24 protein-coding genes, 3 tRNA genes and 1 other annotated feature are annotated in these 24645 nt (G+C 31.4%); of the genes, 7 read left to right on the top strand and 20 right to left on the bottom strand.

The genetic code is table 11. The features are described 5' to 3' along the window. Positions 1–218: 218 nt before the first annotated feature. Genes argC through ACSVC9_RS03425 form a run of 4 tightly spaced genes read left to right on the top strand, consistent with a single transcriptional unit; the run spans position 219 to position 4589 of the window. Positions 219–1259: an N-acetyl-gamma-glutamyl-phosphate reductase gene (gene argC, locus ACSVC9_RS03440; RefSeq protein ID WP_446899793.1), complete on the top strand. Its 1041-nt coding sequence runs from the start codon at positions 219–221 to the stop codon at positions 1257–1259. Positions 1260–1283: 24 nt separating this feature from the next. Next, positions 1284–2504, top strand: coding sequence for a bifunctional glutamate N-acetyltransferase/amino-acid acetyltransferase ArgJ (argJ, locus tag ACSVC9_RS03435; RefSeq protein ID WP_446898960.1), 1221 nt, complete (start codon positions 1284–1286; stop codon positions 2502–2504). Between the two features lie 39 nt (positions 2505–2543). Then, positions 2544–3395, top strand: coding sequence for an acetylglutamate kinase (gene argB / locus ACSVC9_RS03430; protein ID WP_446898959.1), 852 nt, complete (start codon positions 2544–2546; stop codon positions 3393–3395). 12 nt (positions 3396–3407) lie between these two features. Further along, positions 3408–4589 carry an acetylornithine/succinylornithine family transaminase gene (locus tag ACSVC9_RS03425; protein ID WP_446898958.1) on the top strand — a complete coding sequence of 394 codons (1182 nt, stop codon included), beginning with the start codon at positions 3408–3410 and terminating at the stop codon, positions 4587–4589. A gap of 242 nt (positions 4590–4831) precedes the next feature. On the opposite strand, the gene thiI is transcribed toward ACSVC9_RS03425, so the two are convergent. Together thiI and ACSVC9_RS03415 are read right to left on the bottom strand one after the other, a co-directional pair. Then, positions 4832–5974 (bottom strand): tRNA uracil 4-sulfurtransferase ThiI, encoded by a 1143-nt coding sequence (gene thiI, locus ACSVC9_RS03420; protein WP_446898957.1) that lies wholly within the window; start codon positions 5972–5974, stop codon positions 4832–4834. After that, on the bottom strand, positions 5971–7107 hold the full coding sequence (locus ACSVC9_RS03415; protein ID WP_446898956.1) for a cysteine desulfurase family protein: 1137 nt from the start codon (positions 7105–7107) through the stop codon (positions 5971–5973). Before ACSVC9_RS03415 ends, thiI begins: the two co-directional genes overlap by 4 nt. Before the next feature lie 155 nt (positions 7108–7262). On the opposite strand from ACSVC9_RS03415, the gene ACSVC9_RS03410 reads away from it, so the two are divergent. Further along, positions 7263–7982: a polysaccharide deacetylase family protein gene (locus ACSVC9_RS03410; RefSeq protein WP_446898955.1), complete on the top strand. Its 720-nt coding sequence runs from the start codon at positions 7263–7265 to the stop codon at positions 7980–7982. On the opposite strand, the gene ACSVC9_RS03405 is transcribed toward ACSVC9_RS03410, so the two are convergent. The 8 genes from ACSVC9_RS03405 to ACSVC9_RS03370 all read right to left on the bottom strand — a co-directional run bounded on the left by ACSVC9_RS03405 (position 7966) and on the right by ACSVC9_RS03370 (position 11969). Further along, complete coding sequence (locus tag ACSVC9_RS03405; protein WP_446898954.1) at positions 7966–8442, bottom strand: hypothetical protein; 477 nt, start codon at positions 8440–8442, stop codon at positions 7966–7968. The two genes, ACSVC9_RS03410 and ACSVC9_RS03405, sit on opposite strands and share 17 nt — an antisense overlap. 21 nt (positions 8443–8463) lie before the next feature. Continuing rightward, positions 8464–9120 (bottom strand): HAD family hydrolase, encoded by a 657-nt coding sequence (locus tag ACSVC9_RS03400; RefSeq protein WP_446898953.1) that lies wholly within the window; start codon positions 9118–9120, stop codon positions 8464–8466. A 75-nt stretch (positions 9121–9195) separates the two neighbouring features. Next, entirely contained in the window at positions 9196–10380 is a 1185-nt protein-coding gene (locus ACSVC9_RS03395) for a class I SAM-dependent methyltransferase (protein ID WP_446898952.1), read from the bottom strand. Between the two features lie 126 nt (positions 10381–10506). Next, a tRNA-Leu gene (locus ACSVC9_RS03390) sits at positions 10507–10590 on the bottom strand. A gap of 25 nt (positions 10591–10615) precedes the next feature. Further along, positions 10616–10691, bottom strand: a tRNA-Lys gene (locus tag ACSVC9_RS03385). A 3-nt stretch (positions 10692–10694) separates the two neighbouring features. Beyond that, positions 10695–10769, bottom strand: a tRNA-Gln gene (locus ACSVC9_RS03380). Between the two features lie 124 nt (positions 10770–10893). Further along, on the bottom strand, positions 10894–11529 hold the full coding sequence (locus ACSVC9_RS03375) for a flavodoxin family protein (protein ID WP_446898951.1): 636 nt from the start codon (positions 11527–11529) through the stop codon (positions 10894–10896). Between the two features lie 53 nt (positions 11530–11582). Beyond that, on the bottom strand, positions 11583–11969 hold the full coding sequence (locus tag ACSVC9_RS03370) for a GtrA family protein (protein ID WP_446898950.1): 387 nt from the start codon (positions 11967–11969) through the stop codon (positions 11583–11585). 133 nt (positions 11970–12102) lie between these two features. On the opposite strand from ACSVC9_RS03370, the gene ACSVC9_RS03365 reads away from it, so the two are divergent. Next, positions 12103–12798: a radical SAM protein gene (locus tag ACSVC9_RS03365; protein ID WP_446898949.1), complete on the top strand. Its 696-nt coding sequence runs from the start codon at positions 12103–12105 to the stop codon at positions 12796–12798. Positions 12799–12870: 72 nt separating this feature from the next. Here the strand turns inward: ACSVC9_RS03365 and ACSVC9_RS03360 are convergent, their stop codons facing one another. The 9 genes from ACSVC9_RS03360 to ACSVC9_RS03320 all read right to left on the bottom strand — a co-directional run bounded on the left by ACSVC9_RS03360 (position 12871) and on the right by ACSVC9_RS03320 (position 20769). Then, entirely contained in the window at positions 12871–14736 is a 1866-nt protein-coding gene (locus ACSVC9_RS03360; protein WP_446898948.1) for an EAL domain-containing protein, read from the bottom strand. A gap of 61 nt (positions 14737–14797) precedes the next feature. After that, positions 14798–15760, bottom strand: coding sequence for a P1 family peptidase (locus ACSVC9_RS03355; protein ID WP_446898947.1), 963 nt, complete (start codon positions 15758–15760; stop codon positions 14798–14800). Positions 15761–15827: 67 nt separating this feature from the next. After that, on the bottom strand, positions 15828–16418 hold the full coding sequence (locus tag ACSVC9_RS03350; protein ID WP_446898946.1) for an ECF transporter S component: 591 nt from the start codon (positions 16416–16418) through the stop codon (positions 15828–15830). Between the two features lie 151 nt (positions 16419–16569). Further along, the gene (locus ACSVC9_RS03345; protein ID WP_446898945.1) at positions 16570–18087 is read right to left on the bottom strand and encodes a hypothetical protein; all 1518 of its coding nucleotides are present in this window, start codon (positions 18085–18087) and stop codon (positions 16570–16572) included. Between the two features lie 81 nt (positions 18088–18168). Next, positions 18169–18366: an alpha/beta-type small acid-soluble spore protein gene (locus ACSVC9_RS03340; RefSeq protein WP_446898944.1), complete on the bottom strand. Its 198-nt coding sequence runs from the start codon at positions 18364–18366 to the stop codon at positions 18169–18171. A 143-nt stretch (positions 18367–18509) separates the two neighbouring features. After that, the gene (locus ACSVC9_RS03335; RefSeq protein ID WP_446898943.1) at positions 18510–19025 is read right to left on the bottom strand and encodes a tryptophan transporter; all 516 of its coding nucleotides are present in this window, start codon (positions 19023–19025) and stop codon (positions 18510–18512) included. 152 nt (positions 19026–19177) lie between these two features. Further along, positions 19178–19418: a binding site (T-box leader), on the bottom strand. Between the two features lie 48 nt (positions 19419–19466). Continuing rightward, positions 19467–19901, bottom strand: a complete 435-nt coding sequence (locus ACSVC9_RS03330) for a CBS domain-containing protein (RefSeq protein ID WP_446898942.1) — start codon at positions 19899–19901, stop codon at positions 19467–19469. 154 nt (positions 19902–20055) lie between these two features. Then, complete coding sequence (locus ACSVC9_RS03325; protein WP_446898941.1) at positions 20056–20235, bottom strand: hypothetical protein; 180 nt, start codon at positions 20233–20235, stop codon at positions 20056–20058. Positions 20236–20373: 138 nt separating this feature from the next. Then, positions 20374–20769: an HNH endonuclease gene (locus ACSVC9_RS03320; protein ID WP_446898940.1), complete on the bottom strand. Its 396-nt coding sequence runs from the start codon at positions 20767–20769 to the stop codon at positions 20374–20376. A 281-nt stretch (positions 20770–21050) separates the two neighbouring features. Between ACSVC9_RS03320 and cls the strand changes: the two genes are divergently transcribed. Then, positions 21051–22481 carry a cardiolipin synthase gene (gene cls / locus ACSVC9_RS03315; RefSeq protein WP_446899792.1) on the top strand — a complete coding sequence of 477 codons (1431 nt, stop codon included), beginning with the start codon at positions 21051–21053 and terminating at the stop codon, positions 22479–22481. Between the two features lie 12 nt (positions 22482–22493). On the opposite strand, the gene ACSVC9_RS03310 is transcribed toward cls, so the two are convergent. Then, a complete protein-coding gene (locus ACSVC9_RS03310; RefSeq protein WP_446898939.1) occupies positions 22494–24482 on the bottom strand; it encodes a fructose-1,6-bisphosphatase in 1989 nt (662 codons plus the stop codon). Positions 24483–24645 lie beyond the last annotated feature (163 nt).

The raw sequence follows: 24645 nt of genomic DNA, 5'->3' as shown, positions 1-24645 counted from the left end.
ACTAGAATAACAAATATTTTTTCAAATATAAACAGCATTATGTATACTTATACAGTAAATTTTATAAATAATCACTACAATCGATTAGGCAAATATATATTGAAATACAAGTTACTGTATCCTAAAAAAAATTTCATATTTTTTATAGATATTATTGCATAATTATTCATAAAGTCTTATAATAATAACTATTATAAGTAGTTTTGGTAAAGGGGGTAATTAAATCGCTACAGGTTGGAATAATAGGCGGTACGGGTTATGTAGGTGCTGAACTTGTGAGACTCTTATCAAATCATAATAAGGTTAATATATCATCTATATCATCCGTCAGCTACAAAGGGAAAAAACTTTCGGAAATATATCCGAATTTTTATAATTTGAATGAATTAACATGTGAAGATAGTGATACTGTAATAGAAAAAAGCGATATTGTATTCATAGCACTACCAAATGGTCTAAGCGAGAATATAGCTCAAAAAATATTGAAAAAGGACAAGTTATGCATAGATATGGGGGCCGATTTCAGATTCAAAAGTAGTTCTACCTATAAAAAGTGGTATGGTAAGGACTTTGATATACCTGATATACATATGAAATCTGTATATGGTCTTCCCGAACTCAATAGAGAAAAGCTCAGAACTGCAAGACTTATAGGAAATCCCGGATGTTTTGCTACTTCGGTTGAGCTCGCTCTTCTCCCTCTTATTTCTAATGATATAATAGAGGAAAAAGGAATAATTTCAGACTCCAAATCGGGAGTTACAGGACGTGGAAGAGGATTAAGCGAAGCTTCACTTTTCAACAACTGCAATGAAAATTTAAGCGCATACAAAATAGCAAAGCACAGGCATACACCTGAAATAGAAGAAACTTTAAATTCTGTTTCCAATAATGAAATAAAGCTTACATTTATTCCTCATCTTCTTCCAATAAATCGTGGAATTTTATCCACTATATATACCACGCCCAAAAAAGAAGTTGATATAAAAAAGATTCATGGAGAATATTGTAAATTTTACAGCAGCGAGCCTTTTGTAAATGTACTCCCATTAGGGGAATCAGCAAAGATAAATAATGTGAGGCTTTCTAACTATTGTCAGATTTCGCTTCATTACGATGAAGAAAATGGAAAATTAATATTGATATCCTGTATAGATAATATGGTGAAAGGATCGGCAGGACAGGGTATTCAAAATATGAACATAGCTTCAGGACTCGATGAAACCGATGGTTTAAGTTCTGTACCGTCTATATTTTAGTACTTAAAAGGAGGATAATCTAATATGAATTTCAGAATTGAAGAAGGTGGAGTTACTTCACCCAAAGGATTTAAATCTTCTGGAATAAGTGCAGGTCTTAAAGCCGTGGATAAAAAAGATCTAGCCTTGATTTATTCAGAAAAAATGTGTAATTCTTCAGGAGTTTATACACAAAACAGAGTAAAAGGTGCCCCTGTATTAGTAACCATAAGGCATTTAAATAACTTTAGATCCCAGGCCATAATTGTAAATAGTGGAAATGCAAACACCTGTACAGGTGATACAGGTATAGATAATGCAGAGAAAATGTGTAGTTACTGCGCAGACCTTCTCAATTTAAAGTCAAATGATGTACTTGTTGCATCTACAGGTGTTATAGGCGTACAGCTCAACATGTCAGCTATACAAAAATCCGTTCCATCTCTAGTGAGTTCTTTGAGTAAAAGCGGATATAGGGATGCCTGCTTTGCAATAATGACTACGGATACTGTTCCCAAAACAATATCACTTACTTTTAAATTACATGGCAAATCTATAACAATAGGTGCCATGACAAAGGGTTCAGGAATGATACATCCAAATATGGCAACTATGCTTGCATTTATTACTACGGATGCAAATATATCTCCTCAGCTTTTAGACAAAGCCTTGAGAAAAGCTGTAAAAATAAGTTTCAATAGAATTTCAGTAGACAGGGATACTTCTACAAACGACATGACTCTTATAATGGCAAATGGAATGGCTGAAAATCCTACTATAGAAAAAGAAGATGAAGACTATAAAATATTTTCAGAGGCCTTGAAAACAGTAACTGTTCACCTTGCAAAAATGATGGCAAAAGATGGTGAAGGTGCTACAAAACTGGTTGAATGTAGAGTAACAAATGCACCGGATGAAAATAGTGCAGAAATATTGGCCAAATCAGTAATATGTTCCAACCTTGTAAAAACTGCCATGTTCGGTTGTGATGCCAACTGGGGAAGAATCCTAGATGCTCTTGGCTATGCAGGTGTGGATTTTGATGTAAATAAAGTACAATTATCAATAAAAAGTTCCAAAGGTAAGATAGAAGTATTTAAAAATGGCTATCCTACGGACTTTTCAGAGGATATCGCAAAATCCGTATTGTCTGAAGATGAAGTCCTGATACTTGTAAATATGAATTCCGGTTCCTGTGTTGTTTCCTGCTGGGGCTGTGATTTAACCTATGATTATATAAAAATAAACGGAAGTTATAGATCCTGAAACTTAAAATAATAAGTTCTTTAAAGGAGGAACACGATTTTGGATCACAATGAAATAGCGGGAGTCCTTGCTGAATCACTGCCATATATACAAAAATACAGGGGCAAAACACTAGTGGTAAAATACGGTGGAAACGCCATGATAAATGAGGACCTGAAAAAATACGTTATAAATGACATTATACTAATGAAATGTGTTGGAATAAATATTGTAGTTGTACATGGCGGAGGTCCACTTATTTCATCTTATTTGAAAAAATTGAACAAGCAAAGCAGATTCATAAATGGATTGAGATATACAGATGAGGAAACAATGAATATAGTTCAAATGGTACTATGCGGGAAAGTTAACAAGGATCTTGTCAGTCTTATTGAGACCAATAATGGGAAAGCCATAGGTCTATGTGGTATAGATGGTTCCATGATAAAAGCCAAAAAGCTTTTAGATAAAGAAGATCTTGGTTATGTTGGCGAGATTACAAGCATAAATACGGAAATAATTCAAGATTTAATAAGCAATGGCTATATACCTGTAATAAGCAGCGTAGCTCTTGGTGACAACTCTAAAACATACAATATAAATGCAGACACCTGTGCTTTCAAAATTGCATCTGCCCTGAAAGCAGAAAAATTAATACTTCTCACCGACGTACCTGGTGTTATGGAAAATGTAGATGATGAGTCAAGCTTAATTTCAAAATTAAATCTTGATGAAGCAAAAACACTCTATAAAAATAATATTATAAAAGGCGGAATGATACCTAAACTAAATTGCTGTATAGAGGCAATCAAATCCGGTGTAAGGAGAGCACATATTATCGATGGAAGAATACCCCATTGCCTTCTCCTCGAACTCTTCTCAAAAAAAGGTATAGGTACCATGATTTATTAGGAGGAAATTTATATGGATTATTTATCTTATTCAAAGAAATATCTTATGGATACTTACGGTCAGCTTCCTATAGTATTTACACATGGAAAGGGCTGTAAACTCTATGATACTGAAAATAAAGAATACTTGGACTTTACATCTGGAATTGGAGTTTCATCACTTGGTTACGGAAATGAAGACTGGATTAAAACTGTAACAGATCAGGTTAAAACTCTAGCCCACACTTCAAACATATTTTTGAACATACCATCTTTGACATTGGCCAAAAAACTTACTGAAGCCTGTGGAATGAACAAGGTATTTTTCTGTAATTCAGGGGCTGAAGCCAATGAATGTGCCATAAAGCTTGCCAGAAAATATAGTTATTTAAAATACGGCGATGGACGTTCGACTATAATAACTCTCAACAAAAGTTTTCATGGGAGAACCTTAACTACATTAAAAGCCACCGGTCAGAAAAAGTTCCATAAATATTTTGGCCCATTTCCCGATGGTTTTAAATATGCAGATACGAATATAAAGTCTTTAAAAGAAGTTCTTGACACCTCTGTATGCGCCATAATGATGGAAGCTATACAGGGTGAAGGTGGAGTAAATCCCCTTTCTACAGATTTTATAAACAAGGTATATGAAATAAGCAGAGAAAAGGATATACTAGTTATATTTGATGAAGTACAGTGTGGCATGGGCAGAACAGGTAAAATATTCGGCTACAAAAATTATAATGTAGAACCGGATATAGTTTCCACAGCCAAGGGTCTTGCGGGTGGTCTTCCAATTGGTGCAGTACTGTGCAATAAAAAATTGGAAAATACTTTCGTACCTGGAGATCATGGCTCAACTTTTGGTGGCAATCTAGTAAGTACTGCCGGCGCAAACTGTGTAGTTGACAAACTTACAAGCCCGGGATTTCTAGATGGAGTATACAAAAAAGGTCTTTTTATAAAAGAGTTTTTTAAAAAATCCAATTCCAAAAATATTTCAGAAGTCAGGGGAATAGGTCTTATGATAGGAATACAGATAAACTCTGATAAAGCTTCCGAAATTCAGAAAAAAGCTCTTGAAAAAGGCCTTCTCGTATTAACAGCTGGACCAGATGTAATAAGACTGCTTCCTCCACTTGTAATATCAAAGGATGAACTCGAATATGGTCTAAATATACTGTTGGAAACAATAAATTCGATAGAATTATAAAAAAATGAGCGTCAACTCATTTTTTATAATTCTACAAAAAGTATTGATTTATTAATATATATATATTATAATATCCTATATCAAGTAATATTAATTATTGACTAATAATACTACTTGTAATTAATGTAATTAGGATATACAATATATCCTAATCTATTCACACTACCCCCCTATATATTGTTTTGTTAGTAATAACAAAAGGGAATAGATAAAATTCTATTCCCTCTTTTTTCAATATAGGATCATTTGAAAATCTCCACTCCGTCAACGGCCTTTCTCACAAGTTCCTCAACCTCAAGCACACGCTCTGCCTTTCTTATTTCATCAACTCGCGGTTTTGTCTTTGGGTGTTTGGGGACAAATATAGTACAACAATCTTCATATGGTAATATTGAAGTATCATATGTTCCTATTTTTCTCGCAATATCCATTATATCAATCTTATCCATTGCTATAAGCGGCCTAAAAACTGGTCTGTCTGCTACATCATTGCTAACTATCAATCCATCCATGGTCTGACTTGCCACCTGACCTATACTCTCTCCCGTAGTTACAGAATCCACGCCATGTTTTTCGGCAAGATTACAGGCAATTCTCATCATAAATCTCCTCATTATGATTGTAAGTTCATCCTCCCTACATTTTTCAATAATCTCCATCTGTATATCTGTAAATGGAACAATATACAGATTTATACTTCCTGTATATTTCTTCAATATATATGCCAGATCCTTTACCTTTTCCTTGGCTCTTTCACTTGTATACGGATGACTGTGAAAATATACACAATTCAATTTCACTCCCCTTCTTGCCATCATATAACCTGCAACTGGAGAATCAATACCTCCTGAGAGCATGAGCATCGTACTTCCGTTTGTACCATATGGCATACCACCTTCTGCTTTTATCCTCTCTGAATACACATAGGCACTGTCTCTTATCTCTACATTTATAAAAAAGTCAGGATTTTTAACATCAACTGAAAATCTTTCTGAATTTTTTAATATATATGCCCCTACCTCTCTGCTAACCTCCATGGAATTAATTGGAAATTTTTTGTCAGCCCTTTTCGTAACAACTTTAAACGTACTTCCATTGCATTTAAGTGCACTTGAAAGTGCCTGTTTTTCTATGCTTTTCATATCAGGGTCAATTTCATAGGCTATGCATATTTCAGATATGCCAAATACCTTTTTCAATCTTTTTATAGCTTCGTCTAAACTTTTACACTCTATAAACCATCTTCCCTGATCTTTTACAAAACTGTATTCAATACCATCCATAACATTCTTTATATTATTTATGAGTTTCTTTTCAAACTTGCCCTTATTCAATCCCTTCAAAAAAATCTCTGGTGCATATTTGACCAACAATAGTTTTCTCATATTTTAATTCTCCTTAAAAATTTCAAAGATTTGTCCAACACATCTATCGTGTAGTCAACTTCCTCTTTTGTATTAAATTCACTAAAGCTGAACCTAATCGCCCCTCTTATTTCTTCATCTTTCAATCCTAGTGCCTTAAGTACATGGCTGTTCCCGCTTTTTTTAGCTGAGCACGCGGAACCTGTAGAAACAAATATGTTATTATCTTCAAGCATATGTAAAAGTACTTCTCCTTTAATACCTATAAAGGACACATTTAGCACATATGGTGAATAAAACTCACCCTTACTGTTTATTTTTATATTAGATAATTTTTCTAATTTAGCTATAAAATAGTTTTTTAATTCAGTTATCCTGTTAAAATTATTTTCATATCTCTCATATATTATTCGTGATGCCTCTGCCAAGCCAGCAATTGCTGCCATATTCTCCGTTCCAGATCTAAAGTTCTTCTCTTGTCCTCCTCCATATATGAGTGGGTTTGGTCTGAGTCCACTTTTTATATATGCAATTCCAATTCCTCTGGGACCATGTATTTTATGCCCGCTTACAGACAGTATATCAATATTCAATTTTCTTACATCTATTTTATATTTTCCATATGCCTGAACTGCATCTACATGGAACTTTACTCTACTACTCTTGTTTTTTATAGCATTTCCTATTGTATCTATATCCTGTAAAACTCCAGTTTCATTGTTGGTATGCATTATGCTTACAATTACCGTATCCTTATTTATATTTTCCAGCAACTCATTTATATCTACCCTTCCGTATTTATCTACATCCAAATATGTTACTCTAACTCCCAATTTTTCAAGATATCTGCATGTATTCAAAACACTAGGATGTTCTATTGCAGTTGTTATAATATGATTTCCTTTGCTTACAAAACCTCTTATCAAAAAATTATTGCTCTCACTTCCACCAGAGGTAAATATTATCTCATCTCTACTACAATTTAACGTATCTGATATTATGTCCCTACATTCATTTATTTTTTTTTCGGCCTTTATTCCAAGTGAATATGCTGAAGATGGATTTCCATAATAATTCTTCATGGTGTATGACATTTTCTCTATAACTTCATTATACGGCCTGGTAGTAGCACTATTGTCAAAGTAAACTTCCAAAATTATTCACTCCTCATGTAATTCAACCTAATTATAACTTTATACTAAAATATAATATCACAACTGAAACAGTATAACAAAATCTATTTAATAAAATAAGTAATATGTGCAATACTAAATTATATCATAAAATTCACTGAAGGAGATTTTTAAACATGAAATTCAAAAACATTGTATCCTACACTATAATTGCCACAATTATATTAACCATATTATCAATTCCACAGAAAGTTATTTCAAAGGATAGAGGTAATACATGCCCAAATTTAATCTACCTGACCTTTGACGACGGTCCAAGTGATAAAATTACAAATGAAGTATTGGATATTTTGAAATCTGAAAATGTAAAAGCCACTTTTTTTGTAATAGGTTATAAAGTTAACGGAAGAGAAACTATACTAAGAAGAATGAGGGATGAAGGACATAGTATTGGACTACATACTTTTACCCACAATTATAAAAAAATATACAAAAACTCTGATTCATTTATAAATGAGATGAATCAAAGCGCAAAGTCCATAGAAAAGATCCTGGGGTTTTCACCCAAAATAATACGATTTCCATCTGGCAGCAAAGATCATATGGACAAAAACCTTCTAGATAAACTACATTCCCTAGGATATAAAATATTTGACTGGAATATATGCCTATCAGATGGGTTGGACCACAATACGCCGGTAAATAAACTATACATTGAAGGTACTTCAAAATGCATAAATCCAAACAAAGTATTTCTACTGGCTCACTGCAGTGGAAACAATCAGAATACATGCAAAGTACTTCCAAAAATAATTGAGCATTATAAATCATTAGGATATAAATTCATGACTATTACAGAAGATACTCCTGAGTATCATTTCAGGGCATCAAACTAAGCTTGTTATTGACCAGATCATACTCATAAACTTTGCCATTTGATTTATTCACATAGTACCATCCAATTGTGGCACCATGATCCTCCATACTGTCAAAGGCATGTATAACATAATATTCCGCATTATCCTTTATTTCATTATGGTCAAATGTAAAACTGGCATTAGGATTATTTCCTTTTACACGGTATTTTACTAATTTCACTGCACTACTTTCAGTAACAGCTATATTCTGGTTATTGTGGTTATTCGAGTTATTATCGCTGCTCTTACTTTCACTAGAAGGCTTTACCTTTTGAATTTTGTGAAGAGATCTTTCTTTCGAAATCTGTGTGCTCTTTTTGTCATTATTCTGTTTAATACTGTTATTGTTTTTCCTTGAAGTATAATAATATATTATACAAATTAATGTCACAACAAAAATAACTATGAAGATAATCAGTCTTTTTCTCTTTTTACTCATAAAAAAACACCTCCCCACAAATTATGAATTTAAATTATTAAAATCAATACTCTCCAACGAATCAACTACTAAATCGGCTTTTGACAAATCCTGCTGTCCTGAATTCAAATTTAAGAATCCAATACAATACATTCCTGCACTTTTAGCAGCTTGAATCCCATTTTTAGAATCCTCAATAACAACACATTCCTTCGGCAAGACACCAAGCAATTCAGCAGCTTTTAAAAATATATCCGGTGCGGGTTTACTACGTTTTACCTCATCTCCAGTAATAAGATAGTCAAAATATCTATTCAATTTAAAATTGCTAATTATAATTTTTATAACATCCATAGGGGAAGATGAGGCTATAGCAAGTTTCAATTTATTTTTATAGAACTTCTTTATCAACACATCTACTCCAGTTATAGGTTTTATATTTGAAGTACTTTTTAAATCTTTCATATACAAGTCTCTATCCATTTTCACAAGTTCACCTATAGAATAGGACAAATTATATTTACCTTTAATGATTTCCCATACACTACTCGTAGTTGCTCCCACAAATTTTAATTTTTCTTCATCACTTACATCGATTTTAAGTTTTTCAAACATTTTATTATTTATTCTTAAATGAGCTGGTTCACTGTCAATTATAACCCCATCCATATCAAAAATAACTGCTTTTACATACACCATATTCTCACTCCCAAAACTTATCATAAATACTAAGTGCAAAAAATCAGGGTTAAAAACACCCCGATTTAAAATAATTTAATCTTCATATAAATAATTTCTTGTAATAGGAATCTCATTATTCAATCCTTTAGTAAATACAAACTGGTGTATATCCACTACTCCATAGTGAAAAGAAGCTGCGCAGGCATTTAAATACAAATCCCACATTCTTATAAATCTATCATCTTTAATTTTTCTAATTTCATCCAGATTGTTTTCAAAATTCTCTGACCAACATTTGAGTGTCATATAATAATGAAGTCTCAAACTTTCAACGTCTATAAGATGCAAATTATTATCTCCCATTAAACTTACAAGTTCTCTTATAGACGGTATGTATCCGCCAGGGAAAATATATTTTTTTATCCACTGATTTGCTTCCGACTCCGTCTGAGCCGTGATACAATGCAAAAGCGAAACTCCACCTTCTACGAGCATAGACTTCACTGCCTCCATATAGGAAGGCAAAATTTTTCTGCCAACATGCTCAATCATACCTACGCTGACTATCCTGTCAAATTTATCTGTTTTTCCTACAAGTTCTCTATAATCAGCAAGCTTAACATCTACTATTCCTTCAAGATTGTTTTCTTTTATCCTTTCCTTTACTTTTACATACTGTCCTTCACTTAAAGTTATCCCGAGAGCTTTAACACCATATTGTTTTGCAGCAGCCAATATGAGCTCTCCCCATCCACATCCTATATCTAAAAGTCTTTGACCTTTTTCCAAATTCAATTTTTTCAGTATATGCTGAACTTTGTTAAGTTGTGCCTGATATAAAGAATCATTTTTATCTTTAAAATAAGCACAAGAATACGTCATTGTTTTATCAAGCCATAGGCTATAAAAATCATTTCCTACATCATAATGGTATTGTACATCTTCTTTACTCCTCTTAAGAGTATTTGGAATTACCTTATATAATTTTGAAAATGCTCCTGCATTATTTAGAAAGCTGTCTTTACTTTTATAGATTGATTCAAGTATTTCTCTAATACTACCCTTAAAATCAATTTTCTTGTCCATATATGCTTCCCCAAAAGTCATAAAAGGATCACTTAAGATATCCTTTTTAGGAATCTTTTCATTAAATATTATTTCAAATTTTTCCTGTCCTTCACCAAAATTGTCTTCAGTTCCATCCCAATATTTCACCTTGATTGGATCTGAAAACAAGCCTTTCAGAAATTTTGAAAAAAACATTTTATCTAAATCCATAAATTCACCTTTCCCTTTCATTATGATTTTCACATCAAGAATTCAATAATGTCTTTTATAATAAATAAAGAATTAGACTTAGATCTAATCCTAAACGAATAAAAAATAAATGTCGAATATAACTAATGGTGCAGGTGAAGGGAGTCGAACCCCCACGCCATAGGCGCTAGATCCTAAGTCTAGTGCGTCTGCCAATTCCGCCACACCTGCATATCATAATAAAGCAACAAATACTTGGTGGCTCACCGGGGAATCGAACCCCGGACAACATGATTAAAAGTCATGTGCTCTACCAACTGAGCTAGTGAACCAACTGGCTGGGATGACAGGATTTGAACCTACGAATGATGGAGTCAAAGTCCATTGCCTTACCACTTGGCTACATCCCAAAAAAATTTTTTCATATGTTACACATTTATAGATTTTACTCCAGAGAATTGATAAAGTCAATACTTTTCTTGGTAGTGAACAGCTTAATCAAACTGTTCACCAAATTCCACATGGTAATAAATATTAACGAATAAAATTCATGAATATCTTATCTTCCCTTTTTGGTTCTTCGATTTTTCCTTTTCCATTTTCAACCAATTTCATAAGCCATGCCATGTTCTTGCCAAGAACTCTCATAATCTGTCTTCCCTCTTTATCTTTCAATGCTTCTCCTGGTGCAGTTCCACTAATAACATTCCAGTAATTTGATGATGGCATAAGCATTTCAGCATAATTAATATAATTGTTCAACTGATTGAATGCTGGAATACCTCCTGCACGCCTTACAGCAACAACAGAAGCCCCAACTTTGTGTCTCAGTAATCCACCATTTGCATCTGCTACATAAAAAAATCTATCTAAAAATGATTTCATAGAACCTGCGATTGCAGAATAATATACTGGAGAGCCTAATATTATTCCATCTACATTTTTTACTTTTTGAATACATTCATTTACTATACTATCATGTATTATACATTTTTCATTTCTGTTTTCCACACACTTGTTACAGGCAATACATCCCCTTATTTCTTTGTTGCCTACATGAATAATTTCTGTTTCTATTTCCTCCTTTTTGAGTTCCTCAGCTACTATCTTTATTGCTTCATAAGTATTTCCTTCTTTATTTGGACTTCCATTAAAAGCTATGACCTTCATACATTTTCCTCCTTAATTTTTATCTAAATTATACACTAATTTACCGTAAGGTCTCAAGAAAATGTCCAAAATCTATTTAATATATAATTAAGCAGCCCTGTAATAATAGTAGATATAAGCTGAGCCACTGTTTTATTTAAATAGAGGTTACTGACTAAAATAAATAACAATATACTACTAAATATAAGCGATAAAATATTTACACTTATAAATTTTATAAACAAAGTACCTATTTTCCCATTAGATTTAAATACCCACCTTCTATTTAATACAAATCCATTTATAACTCCTAGAAAATATCCAACAATATTTGCAACTATATAATAAGTTCCAAAATTAATAAGTATGTTGTATACTAATAATGTTACAATTGTATTTATAATTCCGGAAATAACATACTTTATAAATTGCATTCTTTTAAGAAATATATCTACAAACATTTTTATCACCCTAACATTATTTATATTATTAACTCTAATAATTCTTTCTTAATAAAGCCTTAAAATTTTTGGTAGATTTTTTTCCAGATATGCTGTTATTTAAATATTCCTAGTATTATAAGGAGGAATTCAAATGATTCGCTACAACATTATAACAAAAAAGAATAAAAGAGAAATTGTACTTTTGAAATCATCTCCCTGCATATGGGGCCGATGTTCTTTTTGTGATTACATAGACGACAATAGTCCAGATCTTGCAAATGATATATTGATAAATAGAAACGTCTTAAAAATGGTTACCGGAAAATATGGCATCCTTGAAGTAATAAATTCCGGAAGCTGTTTTGAATTGCCAAAAGACACCTTAAATGATATAAAATCAGTAGTAGTTTCTAAAAAAATAAAGAAACTATTCTTTGAAAGCCACTGGCTTTATAGGTATAAGCTCCATGAGATGGAAGACTTCTTTAATATTCCAATTATATTTAAATGTGGAATTGAAACATTTGACGATTACTTTAGAAATAAAGTTTTGAACAAAGGAGTTATATTTTCTGGCCCCGATGAAGTTTCTAATTATTTTAAATCAGTATGTCTTCTAATAGGAATAAAAGGTCAAACCAAATCCATGATAAAAAAAGATATAGAATACCTATTAAATTTTTTTGAATATGGATGTGTAAATATATTTGTTGAAAATTCTACAAATATAAAAAGAGATACTGAACTTATAAGTTGGTTCCACAAAGAATTTTCATTTCTTGAAGGCGAAAAAAATATAGAGGTACTTTGGAGTAATTCAGATTTTGGAGTAGGAGGTTCCAATTAAATTCTTTAAAATAAAAACTATTCGCCTAAGTTTCAAAACCATATATATTTATAAAACCTAGGCTTTTATACGTCATCTTAGATGACTTTTTTCCTTCAACATATGATCTATATCTTCTTCGGGCATTGGTTTCCCAAAATAATAGCCTTGAATTTTATTGCATTTTTTCATTTTCAGGTATGTAAACTGTTCTTTAAACTCTACTCCTTCGGCCACAACATCCAATTTCATTTTATGGGCAAGGTTTATTATCTGTTCTGTTATTATATTTTCATATGAACATTTACATATTCCATCTATAAAAGTTTTATCAATTTTAATAGTATTTATAGGTATGCTTTTTAAATAATTTAAAGAAGAATACCCACTTCCGAAATCATCCAGTGCAACTCTAATATTCATGCTTTTTAGCCTGTTAATTACTTTAATATTTTTTTCCATGGACTCCATTGCCACACTCTCCGTTATTTCAACTTCAATTGATTTAGGATCTGCTCCAGTTTCTTTCAAGGTTTTCTTTACCATATCAATGAAATCACCATTTTTAAGCTGAACCGCTGAAACATTTATGGATATAAAATCAAAATCATATCCTTTTTCTTTCCACAGTACAGCCTGAATACAGGCTTCTCTAAAAACCCACTCTCCTATAGGTACTATAAGTCCAGTTTCTTCTGCCAATCCTATAAATTCATCAGGTCTTATCCATCCTAATTTAGGACTGTTCCATCTAATCAATGCTTCAAAACTAGCAACTCTATTATTTTTTATATCCACCTGTGGTTGATAATATAATATAAACTCACTAGTTTTTATTGCCTTTCTAATTTCTTTTTCTAATTCGCTTTTCTTTAAAATTTCATCATACATAGATTTTTTAAATATTTTATAAGAATTTTTTCCACTCGACTTAGCCTTGTTCAGTGCTATATCTGCACTCCTTATTAATCCAATTACACAATTGCTGTCATATGGATATATACTTATTCCGATACTAACCGATGTCAGTACTTCAGTTCCATCCAGATTCCAAACACCACTCAAGGTATCCAGTAATTCCTGAACTTCCCTGTCAAGATTCTCTAAATTGACTTCTGGTCTAAAAACTAGGAACTCATTGCCGCATCTCCTGGCAACTACTGCATCTTGATTATATATTTTTTTTATAATATCGCCTGTTTTTCTTAATAATCTATCACCATATTTGTATCCAAATATATCATTTATATTCTTAAAATTATTTAAATCTATATAGAATAACGCAAATTTATTGTCAGGATTTAAAGCTATATACTTTTCAATCCTCTCTTTTAAGTAATTCCAATTCGGCAAATTAGTAAGTTCATCATAATATGCTTTTTTCATCACACTATTATATTGTTCCAGTAATTTTTCTTTATTTTCATGCGGTACATCATAAAATTTAGTCAACTGAAGATTATTGCCATAGTCATTTGTATTTGAATAGTATACTCCCTGTACAATATTTACTACATTACAAAGGAACTTCACAATTTCATCAATCTTCTCACCTGAAAAAATAGGTATGCATTGTATGCAGCTCAGGGCCTCCTTCTTTTCTAATTTAGAAACAACTATTTCATAATTAAGATATTTCATATCAGGCCTTTTATAAAACACCGGTGTAGTAAATACAAAACATTTGAATCCACCTTTAATGTATACTGGTATACCTATATACATAAGACCACTTTTACTCTTAAATATTCCATACTTATTGTTTCTCTTAATTTGATCAATTATATTTTTATCATAATCATTAAATCTGAAATTGATAAGTGAATTTTTCTTCGAAAATACGCTAAAATTTCTTCCATTATATTTTATCAAACACATTATTCCTGTTAACTTATAAAAACTTTTGATAAGAGATTTAAGCTCAGACAAACCTACAACTTTTGAAAATCCTAATTTCATATTTTACACCAACTATCATCTATATAATTTATTCCTCTAAATCTTTCCTCTTCATAGAATTTTATTCAAATTCCTTGTAGGATTTATATCCCATCACCGAATCTGTACTCTTTATAGCTTTCAGCACAGCATTTTCAACAACTTCCGCTGCAAGAAAACCAACTACATTTATATCTGCCTCTACATTTCCCGTAGACATTGTAAAAATAGTATCTCCATCAAACATAGAATGAGCAGGCCTCATAGTTCTAGCATATCCATCATGAGCCATGGATGCAATTTTATTCATTTCTGATTTTGTAAATTTCCCATTGGTGACAACAACACCTATAGTTGTATTCCCACTGAATAAATTTTTCTTTTCAGAATATCTTTCAAGCATAATTTTCTCACTATTTGCAAAAGATTTACCATCTTTTTTCAATGCTCCTGCTATTATACTTCCCGTATGTGGATCTACTATATCACCAAGACAATTAACCGCAATGGCTGCACCAATTTTTAAATTTCCTACTTGAACAGCAAATACTCCCAATCCTCCTTTCATGGAATATTCTGTCCCCAATATTTTGCCTACAGTGGCACCAGTTCCAGCTCCTATATTTCCACTTTGACACATCTTTAATTCAGAATTTTTACAAGCTTCATATCCCATATTTTTATCGGGCCTTATCTTATAATCTCCTATATTTAAATCAAATAATACTGCACCACACACTATAGGTACCTTTGTAACTTTCACATCAAATCCTACATTTTTCTCTTCAAGATACTGCATTACACCACTTGCTGCATCAAGTCCAAAAGCACTTCCCCCTGAAAGAATTACTGCATGAATTTTATCAACAAAATTGACAGGATTTAAGAGATCAGTCTCACGTGTGCCAGGCGATCCCCCTCTCACATCTACACCTGCCGTCGCACCATTTTCGCAAATTATGACAGTACAACCAGTTTGGCCCCTCAAATTTTGGGCATTTCCTATCTTAATTTCATCTATACTATTAAAAGAAATTTCTTTCATTACTACACACCTCTTGACTAATTCGAATTCAAAAGCCCCAAGCATATACTCAGGGCTCAAATTTACATTATTTATGTCTCATTTTATTAACAGCACCTACAACAGCTACTGTAATAACAACAGATAAAGCAGCTTCTGGAATTCCATTTATTAATCCCACTGTAAGTATCCCTTTTTTCGCAGCCGATATACTTAAATTCAGTGCCTTGGCATAAGGAACCAAATATATGATAGAAATAGTCCCCAAAACTCCAACAGTGTTAACAAGAGATCCTGTTAAAGCTGCAATTGCTGTTGGAACAAATTTATTATTGACCTTTATAGCAGAGTATACATAATAAGATATTATTCCTATTAATATTCTTGGTAATACTGATACCACAGGATTAATAAATGCAAATGAAACTACTGTTGGAGTTGTAATAGACTGTATAATGCTGAAAATACCAAATATAAGTCCTACAAATCCTCCAACCAACGGTCCCTCTAAAATTGCTCCTATTATAACAGGTATATGCATTATAGTAGCATTTACAGGTGGAATAGGTATAAATCCAAGTCTGGTTACACCAAGTACAATTGAAATTGCCGATAACATTCCTATTATAGCCAACTGCCTCACACTGATCTTTGACCAAGTTTTTATTTGTCTTTCCATGTTTTTTCTCCGCTGTTATTCTCATAAGGATATAAATGCGGAATCCTCCTTTTAAAAATTTAGTTCAGTTTTACTATTAAATACTGACAACTTTATTTTATCATATAATATTATATTTTCAATATAATACTGTTTTGAAATTAGCAACATATTACCTTTTTATAGGGAATCCTTCTTTGAAATATTTTTTTGGATATAATAAATCTATTATATTATCCCTGCTACAATTACCATTTTCCATAAACACATCAGGTATGCCTTTTAAAGATACCCTTATATTTTCAATGTCAAATATATCACATATACTCTTTATACATCTTGCAGTAGAAGTACTGCCTTTTTTATTTATATAATCTATTAATTTATCTCCTTCCAGCCAATTGTTATTTCCATTATATTCCGAATCATAATTTATCACCGTACATTTTAATTTTTTCTTGTCATTCCCTGATATAGAGGACATAAAAAATGTTTTTACCATTATATCATCTAAAGGAAGACTGTACCCTGCAAATATTATATGTTTTGCGTTTTTCATAAGCAAACCCATTTCCGTCTTGATTTCACACAGTGATGCCACACTATTTTCACCAGCTAATGTTTGCATTATAATTGGCATATCATAAGGATAAGTTATCTGACCACAATAAGGACATTCTATTGCCCCTCTTTTATATATTCTTTCTTTTTCTGTCCTATAATTCCAATCTATCTGAAGGTCGCCCACAAGTGAAGGTCCAAAAACTTCCGTTGATAATCTATTGATATTATCCGAAAAGTTTACTATTGATTTACCACATTCCGGACAAATCCTTGAGCCAAACATTCCATGTGGAAACAATATCTTTCCTATGCGAAGTACTCTTGAAGGATATTTATAGTCATTAACTATTCTACACTTGGATTCATCTGTAGTATAGCATATTTCAGAATCATTATGATTTTTCCCCGCAGAAGCTATTTGTATACCGAAATCACTTGACAACTTCAAAATTAGATTATCATGTAACTTTATTTTTTTTCTGTTCTTTTCTCTTTGTGCATTATATAAATTCCAAAGCAGTGTAGGATCCCAATTAAAAGATATTATACCATAGGAATACATATAAAATCTTCTTGTATCCCTTTTATATCCTCTTCTGTCAAATTCTTTTCCTTCTTCTATCATAAGTTCGGACAGTACTTTTGAAAATTCATAATATGGATCAATCTTATTCTTATCAAAATATCCAGGTTCATTCTGTACACTAATTCTCTCAAGTTCCTCAATAAGTAATATAAGACATCTTTTTGCAGACTTTATTCTTTCAACCCTCAAAAACTCTGTTCTATTATTAACAAATGCATTGAATCCTCTATTATTTTCTATGAGTTGATCAATCATTGTAAAAAGTTCATTCATATTAAATCCAGGATTTGTATTCAATATAATTGATAGCGCTTTCAAATCGTATATATGTGAAAGTTTTTTATTTTCTACAAGCTCCTCGGTTATTAATTTTTTAAAAGCCCCAGACAATCTTTTATCTATACCATTTAAAAAAGAAAAATCATTTCTTATAATCTTAAATATTATTTCTATTAATCCCTTAGTAGTATGAAGTCCCAAGTATTTCGTAGCTCCTGCACCCCATAATATTATGGTTTCCGGCCAATATTTTTCTGGCATTTGTTATTTTTCACTTCCAATCCAGCTTTATTCAAAGAAAAACTGGATGACATTACAGCCATCCAGTTTTTAAATTCAGCATTACTTTAAAGTATTTTCATATGATTCTATCATCTTTTTAACCATCTGTCCGCCTATAGATCCGGCCTCTCGAGATGTTATATCCCCATTATATCCATCTTTTAAAGTAACACCAACTTCTCTTGCTGCCTCAGTTTTAAATCTGTCCAGACCTGCTTTTGCTTCTGGAACTAACACTCTGTTTCCTGTTCTTGCCATAATTAATTCCTCCTTTAATTTGACAGATTTTAAATTAAGTTTTATTAATTGTGTATATAAAGTTTGTGCACTTTTTAAATTTATAAACTATAAAATTATATGAATTTAAGTAAATTATTAGATTTATAATCATATTTTAATAATTATACCTGCTTTATGGCACCTCTTTTAACGGCCACATTTATAATATTAAACAAACATACTGCCACTATAGTATTTACAAGTGCAGCTGGTAAAACTACTGATAGGAAAAACATAGCAAAACTTCCATTAAGTCCTATCGTAAATAAAATAACTGTCAAAAACACGGAACCACTTACTATTGTTCCTATAGCTGTAATAAACACAACCTTTATCTGATCATTTATCCTGTCTCTAAGCGGCTTTAAGATAGCAAACATTATATTTACCGTTATAAATTTATCTATTATATTGGCAAATTGTCCACCTGGGAATGTAGTAGTTGCAGCAGCCAAGAGTCCTGCAACAATACCTGCTGCCAGACATGTTTTATATTCTCTGTTAAATATAATTATTATAAAAAGCATTGCAAGGGAAATATCAGGTTTCATTCCAAATAAAATTGGTGGTACAACCTGATGCAATATGGCACCTATAGCAAGTAATATAGAATTTATAATCATTTTTTTCAAATTCATAACGACACCCTCCCTAAATTATAATTTTCACTAAATTAAAAATATACTAATTATTATGAATATTCATATTTCTGTACTTTCATAACATAATGAACATCACCCACACTTATAATCATCATTCATAAATTTTTGCAATTAAAAAACCGTCCTAAAAATAGGACGGATTATCCGCGGTACCACCTAAGTTATGCTTTCTTTAAAAGCATCTCTCAATTCAGACACTAACATGTCTTCGCCATTATAACGTACGGTTTACGGTAACTACTACTCTCTCAAAGATTTCGTTTTACTCCTCTAGGGTCCATTCACTATATACTATCGTATTTAGATTCCACCATTCTAAACTCTCTTGAACTAAGTTATATACCTACTCTTCCCTGTCAAAGGATTTTTTAAATTATTTACATGATATCACTTAAATTATATATTGTCAATATATAATTACCTGTTTGTAGCTAGAATTTTTTCATTGATATTAAACATCTCTTTATAACAATAGTTTATTATATCACTTCTCTTTATAATTCCTATAAATATCTCATTATCATCTAATACAGGAACAAAATTTTGATTTACCGCAAGCGATATCAGATCCTTCATGTCTGAATTTATGTGAACCGGTCTGTTATTCATATTCCTTGCTATATCTTTTAATAACACTTTATCAGTATTTTTAAATGTAAGATCTGGCGTATTTTTCAATTTCCAAAGAAGATCACCTTCTGTAATCGTTCCCCTGTATTTGCCTAATTTATCAACCAAGGGGATAGCTGTATATCTATGAGTCTCCATCTTCTCCAATATATGCATCATTGTAGAATCCGGGCTTTCATAAATCGTATCTTTCTTAGGTGTAAGAAAAAATGCTATATTCATCGTATCATTCTCCTCATTTTATATTTTAACTGTCATTGGCACTTGTAGGAACTACAAGAATAAAAAGTAAATTTGAATACAGCCTCTAAATTAGGGAAGTACGTACTTCCCTAATTTAGAGTTCTAGACCTAATATTATAACATAAAATTTTTATTATCTAGAACATTCAGCCTCAACTTGCAATAACTTCTTTAATACATCCTCTATATTGCTTTCCAGTTTATCATCTATTTCCGTATCACCCTGTGATACAGAATTAACTGCAATTTTCAATCCCTTCGTAATATTGCTTATCTCTTCCAATGTCAGTAACATGAGTATGTTCTCTTTCATAATTAACAGCCCCCTTTACCTAACCTAATAAATTTTTAATAAAAGATATTAATTTGCAATAAATGACAAGTGTTTAGTCTGCCTCACTTGTCATTTATATCACTTACCATAAATTAATATTATATTTTCAAAATGTCATTAAAGCTTTGCTATAAAATCATAGTATTCTTCAAGCATATATTTTGTATACTTTTTTCTTCCCATAAGTCTAAATATTACGTCTGAACTCTTATAACCCTCTTTATATAATTTATATTCTTTTAGAAGTTTTTTTAGCATACCTTTATTTATCCCAAGCAATTTTACCAATTCATCTAGAGTATAAAACCCCTTACATAATATTATCTCAAGTTTATCTTGCAGTTCAAGCTTGTACTCTAAATCAACTCTTCTATTTTTGTGAGGGCCATTCTTTCCCCTATGATGTTCTGAACAAAGGTACTTGAAATTTAATGGAAAATCAACTCCACCTTGACTTCTATAAACTATATGATGTTTATCAGCTAGTTTACCACAAATCTCGCATTTCAGCAATAGGTCGCCTCCTAATTTTTTAAATTATATAGAGATACTTTATTCTAAAATACAATTATTGATTTATTACATTATAACACAGGTTCAGCTTAATTTCACTTATAATTATTACATTTTTAGTCTACAATATATATGTTTTACAAAATATTAATTGTTGCTCAGATATATATTGGATTTTTATACAATATCTTTAATTTTATTTTATTATATCCATTCTAAGTTTATGAAAAAATGGTATAATAAATACTCTACAATATAAACTAAATTTTAAATGGTAGGTGATCTACGTGAAATATGCTATATCGGCAATTATCTTAATAAACATGCTAGTATCAATTATAATAATAATACTTGAAAGAAAAAATCCAGAGAAAACTATCGCCTGGTTAGCAGTTCTCATAGTTCTACCTCCTATTGGTTTAATAGCATACATATTTTTGGGAAGAAACTGGAAAAGGCACAAACTACATGACGAGACTAATATAAATATAGAAGAACTTATAGATGAAGCAATTAAGCATGTAAAAGACTTAACTTACAAACCTCTAATCGAATTACTTTCACGGAATAGCGAATCCCCCTTGTTTGTAAATAACAATATAAAGATATTAAAGAATGGAATTGAAAAATTTGAATATTTAGAGGAGGAACTTCTAAAGGCCAAACACCATATACACATGGAATATTATATTATTAAAGATGACACTATAGGCAACGATATAAAAAACATTTTAATAAAAAAGAGTTCTGAAGGTGTAAATATACGACTGATACTTGATAGGGTAGGATGTATAAAATTAGGTAAGAAGTATATAAACGATCTAAAACATGCAGGAGTGGATATAGTTCAATATTCCTATTTTTTAGCCCCTATTCTAAAGAGTATAAATACTCAGATAAATTATAGAAATCACAGAAAAATTGTAGTCATTGATGGATATATAGGTTTCGTTGGAGGTATCAACATAGGTGATGAATATCTTGGGAAAAGTAAATTTGGATACTGGAGAGATACTCATATCATGGTAAAAGGAGATTTTGCCTATGGTCTTCAAGCAGTGTTTATAGACGATTTTGCAACCATAAAAGCAGCAAATAAGGAATATTTTTTTTATGATGGTAATTTTGAAGAATTTTTTCCACCTATAAAAAATCAGAATGGTAAACTTATGCAGCTTGTAAAAAGCGGCCCCGATTCTGAATTTCCCGCTATTGAACAAGCAGTACTCAAAATGATAAGTATGGCTGAAAATCACATCTATATAACAACACCATATTTCGTACCTACAGAAAGTATAATAAACGCTATAAAAGTTGCTTCATTAAGCGGTATAGATGTACGCATAGTGTTTCCAGGAAGATATGACCATATATTTGTTTATTACGCTTCTAGAACATATCTTGAAGATTTAATTAAAAATGGAGTAAAAATCTATTTCTATAATAGCAATTCCTTTATTCATGCTAAAACCACCTGTATAGACGGAAAGCTATGTACTGTAGGTACTGCAAATATGGATATACGGAGTTATGAACTAAATTACGAGATAAATGCTGTAATTTATGATGAAGAATCTACAGAAGAATTAGAAAATCTTTTTTTTCAGGATATCACGAATAGTAAAAGAGTGACAGAAGAATATTTCGATACCCTGCCACCTCTTTTAAAAGGATTCGAAGCCCTGTGCAAAATTTTTTCATCTTTACTTTAATACAATACCAATTTATTTTTTGCGTTCTTCAATATATCCTTTTCTATATGCAATTAACAAACTTTCCAAGTCCAAAACCTGTTTTTTGAGCTCTGCACCTATATCTGTATCTGCAACCCTTTTTCTATTCACAACATGTTCAAGTATTATAGTCGATGATATTATATCCTTGTCATTTTCCACTGCATCCTTAATTGACGTAAATGGTTCATGTGAGGTCAAAAGAAATCCATATGAATTATAGATCAGAGTATAACCTGCTATTCCCGTTTCAGGCTGATATGCCTTGCAAAACCCTCCATCAATTACAAGAAGTTTTCCATTTGCCTTAATTGGACTTTCACCATCCTTCATCTTCACAGGTATATGTCCATTTATAATATGAGAATCTTCAGGGTAAAGTTCAAATTCTTTAAGAATATTTTTACAAACATTCTCATTGTTTCTATACTTATAATAGAAAATTTTTTCCTCATGATGAGTAGCTTTATCATCTATGAAGTACCTTTCAAAAGTAGTCATCTTATCCTTTCCAAAAAGTGGCGAATCTTCTCCACACCACATATACCACAGCATATCCATACTATATCTTTTCTTTTTTAAATTACTTTCTTCAAAGTATGCATTTCTTATAATTTTATCACACTTGTCCAAAAAGTTTTTCCCACTATAGATAAATTCGCCTATTTTAACCTTTTTAAAGCTTCCATCCCTATTTAAAGGTATACATCCATGATATAATACATTTGAGTTATACACTAGATACATACTTCCCTTTTTATATAAAAATTTTATATGTCTTTGCAATTTTTCACTATTTATAAATGACCTGGTAAGCTTTTTTATTAGACATACCTCTCTATAGGTTAATTTATAAGGATCTTGCCAATCTACTGTAGGAAAATTAGTATCATTTATATTATATATTTTACCATCTATTTTTATCTGTTCATTTTTTAAGTCTATTTTGTCGAGTAGTAGTCTATTTTCCATTCTAAACTCTGGATGATTTTTTATTATATTACCCTCTAATTTGAATTGTATAATTGCTATTGCCTTGTGCATTTTAGCAAACAAACTCAAGTCCTTACTGTTTATACTCTTATCAAGTGTCTTAGGTATGAAATCCTTACATAAATCATCATTATAAAACTCCATAGCAAATGTAGCAAGCGGCAACATATTTATTCCATACCCTTCTTCAACCGTATTCAGATTCGCATATCTTAGTGATATTCTAAGTACATTGGCCACACAAGCTTCACATCCACAAGCAGCTCCCATCCAAAGTATATCGTGATTTCCCCATTGAATGTCCACAGAATGATGCTCCATAAGTGCATCCATTATTATCTCTGCTCCAGGTCCCCTGTCATATATATCACCTATGATATGAAGTCTATCAACTACCAAATCCTGTATTACTTTTGAAATGGCTACAATAAATTGATCTGCCCTTCCTATATTTACGATTGTTCTTATTATTTCCCTATAATAGGCCTTTTTATCTATCTTATCCCCTTGCTCATGCAGAAGTTCCTCTATTATATATGCAAAATCTACCGGAAGTGCTTTTCTAACCTTTGAACGTGTATACTTGGAACATACATTTTTGCACACCTGTATAAGTTTATATAATATTTCAGAATACCATTCATCCGATTTTTCACCTTTGTTTTCAATAATGCGCAGTTTTTCCTCTGGGTAATATATAATAGTTGCCAGCTCGGACTTTTGTGCAGCTGTAAGAGTGTCTAAAAACACATCATCTATTTTCCTCTTTATTACTCCTGAAGCATTTCTGAGTACATGCGTAAAAGATTCATATTCACCATGTATGTCACTTATAAAGTGTTCTGTAGCTTTTGGTAAATTCAATATCGCCTGAAGATTTATAATTTCAGTACTTGCACTGGATATTGTAGGATATTCTTTAGAAAGGAGTTTCAAATATCTCAAATCCTTTTCAACTAAACCACTATTCAAACTATTAATCATCATGCTATTTCTCCCAACATAATTGATTTAATATTAACTTATTTAATAATAATGTTATACTAAATTAATTATAATATATTATCATACTATTGTATACTATATTTTTATATTTAGTATATCACAATATTCCTATTAATATAATGTAAATGGTAATATGCAAAAAAAT

The organism is Clostridium sp. LBM24168, from assembly GCF_052953915.1.
The sequence above is the reverse complement of the archived record's forward strand: the minus strand, read 5'-3'. Positions and strand labels throughout refer to the sequence as shown.